The organism is Arthrobacter sp. Soil_N43, assembly GCF_057655195.1.
Window position 1 is genome coordinate 1 of record NZ_JBDGML010000102.1, and the last position, 5,279, is coordinate 5,279.

Annotated in this window: 5 protein-coding genes; all 5 read left to right on the forward strand. The window is 62.8% G+C overall.

All coding sequences use genetic code 11. The annotated features are described in order from the left end of the window. Nucleotides 1-562: 562 nt before the first annotated feature. Nucleotides 563-1,486, forward strand: a complete 924-nt coding sequence (locus AC3A3W_RS13745) for an ABC transporter substrate-binding protein (protein ID WP_487443596.1) — start codon at nt 563-565, stop codon at nt 1,484-1,486. Between the two features lie 51 nt (nt 1,487-1,537). Continuing rightward, nucleotides 1,538-2,434 carry an amino acid ABC transporter permease gene (locus AC3A3W_RS13750; RefSeq protein ID WP_487443597.1) on the forward strand — a complete coding sequence of 299 codons (897 nt, stop codon included), beginning with the start codon at nt 1,538-1,540 and terminating at the stop codon, nt 2,432-2,434. Then, a complete protein-coding gene (locus tag AC3A3W_RS13755) occupies nt 2,431-3,198 on the forward strand; it encodes an amino acid ABC transporter ATP-binding protein (protein WP_487443598.1) in 768 nt (255 codons plus the stop codon). Before AC3A3W_RS13750 ends, AC3A3W_RS13755 begins: the two co-directional genes overlap by 4 nt. A gap of 2 nt (nt 3,199-3,200) precedes the next feature. Further along, nucleotides 3,201-4,334 (forward strand): N-methyl-L-tryptophan oxidase, encoded by a 1,134-nt coding sequence (solA, locus tag AC3A3W_RS13760; RefSeq protein WP_487443599.1) that lies wholly within the window; start codon nt 3,201-3,203, stop codon nt 4,332-4,334. A gap of 78 nt (nt 4,335-4,412) precedes the next feature. Continuing rightward, nucleotides 4,413-5,279: aspartate aminotransferase family protein (locus AC3A3W_RS13765; RefSeq protein ID WP_487443600.1), on the forward strand; the 867-nt coding region annotated here is incomplete at its 3' end.

Below are 5,279 nucleotides of genomic sequence, written 5' to 3' on the forward strand. Positions count from 1 at the left end.
CCGGTAGCCGCGGAACTGCTTCTTGAAGGTCGGCCACTGCTCTTCTGAGATGCGGCCATCGAGCAGGCGACGCGTGGTGGGATCAATGTCGAAGTTGATGAGAGTGCCGTAGATATCAAAAGAGATGTACTTCGGCCGGAGGTTCGTGTCTGCCATGATTCGTCCGTTCTTGAAGTCGTGTCGAAGGCCCGGATGCCGAGCCTCCTTTGTGGTTCCAGGGCATGTACAGAGCGAGGTGGAGTCTGCCCCGTGGCAGGGGTCTCTGCTGCCTGATACATCGACTGTAGGACCGAAAATTGTAAATTGTCAACAGTTTCGAGCCCCCCTTCCACTGCAGTTCACTCACCATTTTTCTTTTCGTCAATTGTTGACAATCTGCTTCGGAAGGGGTTGCATAGTGGCTTAGATGCGGAGGAGATCCGGATCACAGCCCCGCATGAAGCACACCACATCAGCGCAAGGCCCCGACCTCGAGGCACGGGGATGCCGACCAGGCGGTCCTGCGAAATATGCACTCGTTTTGGCGATCCAATTCAGCCGGAACCATTCGAAGGGAAGCACCATGAAGACCATCAACAAAGTCCAGACCGCAGCCGCAGGGCTTGCCGTTCTGTTGACCCTCAGCGCCTGTGGCGGCACTGCCAACAGCGACTCAGCCGCAGGCGGCTCGAAGACATCGAATACGGCAGACATTTCGGAAGGCATCCAGCCTGACGAGGCCGCGATAAAGCTGCTGCCGCAGTCGTACAAGGACAAGGGCGAACTCACGGTGGCCATGGACCTGCACTATCCGCCGACGACGTTCCTCGCGGAGGACAACCAGACCCCGATCGGCCTGAACCCGGACGTCGCGCGGCTCATTGCGAAAAAGCTTGACCTGAAGCTGAAGTTCGTGGACACGAAGTTCGACACGATCGTCCCCGGCCTCGACGGCGGCCGCTTCGACTTCACCGCCACGACCATGTCCAAGACCGAAGAGCGCCTCAAGGTCCTGGACATGATCGACTACTTCAAGGCCGGCACCTCCGTGGCCGCGGCCGCCGGGAACCCGCTGAACCTCACCGTCGAGACCCTGTGCGGGAAGAACATCGCCGTCACCCAGGGCTCGACCGGCCAGCTCAAGCGCCTCCCCGCCCTTAACGAGCAGACCTGCACCTCCAAGGGACAGCCGGCGATCAACGCCGTGACGCTGCCCAACGTCCAGGAGGCCCTGACCCAGCTGCACTCCAAGCGGATCGACGGCGTCCTCTACGACACGACCGCACTCGGGTGGGCAGAGAAGCAGCAGCCGGCCTCCTTCACCCTCATCGGCCGGGTCAACGTCGGCTCGAGCGACCTGACCGCCATCGGCCTGAAGAAGGGCTCGCCGCTGACCCCGGCCATGCAGGCAGCGCTCCAGTCCGTCCTGCAGACCCCGGAGTACAAGGAGTCCCTGGAGACCTGGGGCCTGGAGTCCGGGGCCATCACCGATGCCAAGCTGAACTAGCGGGGCGCCACCATGGTCACAGCTATCAGAAACAAAGGAAGTGAAGCAACGATGGGTAGCATTGATGCAGCCCTGAAGCCACGGCTTAGGCTTCGGACTCCCGCCGAGTACGCGGGATGGGTCTTCAGCACCCTCCTCGGCATCGGGATCCTCGCCTCCGTCCTGACCAACCCCAACTTCAAGTGGGACATCGTCGGGAAGTACTTCTTCGCGGAGTCGATCCTGCGCGGGCTCATGCTCACGATCTTCCTCACGGTCGCGAGCATGGCCCTGGGAACGCTGCTGGGACTTGCCCTGGCCATCATGCGCTCCTCGCACGTGAAGCCGGTTTCCATCGCTGCGAACCTCTACATCAACCTGTTCCGGGGCACCCCTGTCCTGGTCCAGCTGATCTTCTGGTTCAACATCTCCGCCCTGTACCCGAACCTGACGATCGGGATCCCGTTCACCGACATCGGCACCGCGATCGACATGAACGCCCTGATGGGCCCGATCACCGCAGCGCTGGTGGGCCTGACGCTCAACGAGGCCGCCTACATGGCCGAGATCATCCGCGGCGGGTTCTCCTCGGTCGGCAAGGGCCAGATCGAGGCCGCCGACTCCCTGGGCATGAGCGCCGGCATGAGGATGCGCAAGGTCATCATCCCGCAGGCGATGCCGTCGATCATCCCGGCGACGGGTAACCAGGTGATCGGCATGTTCAAGGGAACCTCCCTGGTCAGCGTCCTCGGTGTTGCGGAGCTGCTCCAAAGCGCCCAGCTGATCTACGCCCGCACCTACGAGACCATCCCGCTGCTGATCGTCGCGAGCCTCTGGTACCTCGTGATGACCCTGCTGCTGAGCTACCCGCAGTCCAAGCTGGAACAGAAATACTCCCGTACAACCTCCAGGCTCCCCCGGAAGGCGAAAAAGGTTGTGCTGACAGAACCGGAAGGTACCCTCCGATGAGCAACGACGGCACCATTCATGCCCGCGCAATCCGAAAGTCCTTCGGACCCAAGACAGTCCTGAAAGATATCGACCTGGACATCGCCAGCGGTGAAATCTGCTGCATCATCGGCCCCAGTGGCTCCGGCAAGTCCACGGTCCTGCGCTGCATCAACGGCCTGGAGACGGTCGATTCAGGTGTCCTGAAAGTCAACGGTGAGGACTTCGGCTACTTCGAAACCGACAACGCCTACCACGCCCTTCCCCCCAAGAAACTGGCCCAGCAGCGCACGAGGGTCGGCATGGTCTTCCAGCAGTTCAACCTCTTTCCCAACATGACCGCGATTGAGAACATCATGTCCGGACCCGTGCTGGTCAAGGGTGCTGACAAGAAAGAGTCGGCCAAGCGGGCCACCGAACTGCTGGCCAGCGTCGGCCTGGCCGGATTCGGGGACTACTACCCCGCGCAGCTCTCCGGCGGGCAGCAGCAGCGCGTCGCGATCGCCCGGTCCCTGGCCATGGACCCCGAGATCATGCTCTTCGACGAACCCACGTCCGCCCTGGACCCCGAAAAAGTCGGCGAAGTCCTCGCGGTCATGAAGGACCTCGCGAAAAAGGGCATGACCATGGTGGTGGTCACCCACGAAATGGGCTTCGCCCGCGAAGTGGCCGACTCCCTGATCTTCATGGACGACGGTTTTGTGGTCGAACGCGGCGACGCCCGGGAAGTCCTGCGCAACCCCCAGGAAGCCCGCACCCAGGCCTTCCTGGAACAGGTGCTCTAACCATGGACGGAAAACTCGCAGTCATCGGCCTGGGCAGCATCGGAAGCATGGCCCTCTGGCAGGCCTCCCGCCTGTCCGACTCGGTGGTCGGATTTGAGGCACAGTCCCCGGCCCATGCCCGCAGCGCCGTCGGCGGTGACACCCGCCTGTTCCGCATGCTGTACCGCGGAACACCCGGCTACTACCCCATCCTGCAACGCTCACGGGATCTCTGGGCCGAACTCGAGGCTGAATCCGGACAGGACATCCTCACCCGCTGCGGGGGCCTGTCGATTGGAACAGTTGATGGTCCCTATATTCCCAGCCTGCTGGAAACGACCCGGCTCAACGGCGCCGACCACGAAATCCTGAGCCGCGAAGTCATGGCCGAACGTTACCCGCAACACAACCTCCGGCCCGACGACATCGCCGTGTTCGATCCGCATGCCGGGGCTCTGCGCACCGACCGTGCAGTGACGGCGGCAGTCGCCGCCGCCCAGGCCAATGGGGCAACAGTTCACACCAATACCCCGATCGACAGCATCACCGAAACCGCCGACGGCGTGCTGGTCACCTCCGGCGAGAAGTCCTGGACCTTCGAGAACGTCATCGTCTCCTCCGGCGGCTGGTCCCAGCGGCTCATGCCCGACTACCTGAAGGCCGCAACCCAGACCAAACGGATCTTCCTGTCCTGGTTCGTCGCGAGGGACGCGGCGGAATTCTCCCCGGAGAGATTTCCCATCTTCATCCGGATTTCCGGTGACCGCTCCATGTACGGGGCACCCACTGTCGACGGCGTGACGGTGAAAGCAACCCTCGATGGCCGCGGAGCACCAACACCGCAGGCCGATTCCGTCCCCCGGGACCTCACGCCCGCGGAAATCGCTGAGACCACCGAGACCGTCACCGAGTTCTTCCCCGGCCTGGTCCCCAACATTGTCCGCTCGGATGCGTTCCCGGACCTCTTCACCAAGGACGGGCATGCCCTGCTGGGCCACCTCGGGGAAAGCAGCAGAATCTACTGCGCCACCGGGTTCTCCGGCGGTGGCTTCAAGATGGCTTCGGGCTACGGCGAGATAGCAGCGCATGAGGCTTTGGGTAAGCGCTCATTTGAGGGCCTGGAGTTCCTCAGGCCCGAACGGTACAAAGCCGACTAACACCAGCGGTAATGAAGGCGATTCCCGCAGCATCGCCTATTGTTGACAATCTACAGTTCACTAAGAAAGTATGAAGCCATGGCAACTCTCAGTCCCCTCCTCAAGCAGGCAACTCCGGTGGTCGTTGACTACGCCGCCGGCAGCTGGATCCACGCGACCGACGGCAAAAAGTACCTCGATTTCACCACTGGAATCGGCGTTACGAGTACAGGTCACTGCCACCCCGACGTCGTAGCGGCCGCCCGCGAGCAGGTGGGCAAGATTGTCCATGCCCAGTACACCACCGTGATGCACAAGCCTTTGCTTGAGCTCACCGACAAGCTGGGAGATTTCCTGCCCTCGGGGCTGGACAGCGTCTTTTACGCCACGTCTGGCTCCGAGGCAGTGGAAGCCTCGGTCCGCCTGGCCCGGATGGCCACGGGCCGGCCCAACATCATCTCCTTCCACGGCGGCTTCCACGGCCGCACGGTGGGAGCTGCTTCGCTCACCACGGCCGGCACGAAGTTCCGCTCCGGCTTCTCCCCCCTCATGGGCGGAGTGCACATCGCCCCCTTCCCGCACGCCTACCGCTACGGCTGGGACGAGGAAACCGCCGTCAACTTCGCCCTGAAGGAACTGGACCACCTCCTCTTGAGCATCAGCAGCCCCGCAGACACGGCCGGCTTCATCATCGAACCTGTCCTGGGCGACGGCGGCTACATTCCCACTCCCCCTGCCTTCCTGCAGGGACTGCGGGAACGCGCTGACCGTCACGGCATTGTGCTCATCCTGGATGAGGTCCAGGCCGGTGTCGGTCGGACCGGAAAGTTCTGGGGCCACGACTGGGCAGGCATCACTCCGGACGTGGTGATCACCGCGAAGGGACTCGCCAGCGGCTTCCCCATCTCAGCCATCGCAGCCTCAGCTGAGCTGATGGGCAAGGCCTGGCCGGGTTCCCAGGGCGGT

What these genes read in the sequence shown, in the direction of transcription:
- solA (WP_487443599.1), top strand. Translation starts at nt 3,201, where the DNA reads ATGGACGGAAAACTCGCAGTCATCGGCCTGGGCAGCATCGGAAGCATG.
- AC3A3W_RS13755 (WP_487443598.1), top strand. Translation starts at nt 2,431, where the DNA reads ATGAGCAACGACGGCACCATTCATGCCCGCGCAATCCGAAAGTCCTTC.
- AC3A3W_RS13745 (WP_487443596.1), top strand. Translation starts at nt 563, where the DNA reads ATGAAGACCATCAACAAAGTCCAGACCGCAGCCGCAGGGCTTGCCGTT.
- AC3A3W_RS13750 (WP_487443597.1), top strand. Translation starts at nt 1,538, where the DNA reads ATGGGTAGCATTGATGCAGCCCTGAAGCCACGGCTTAGGCTTCGGACT.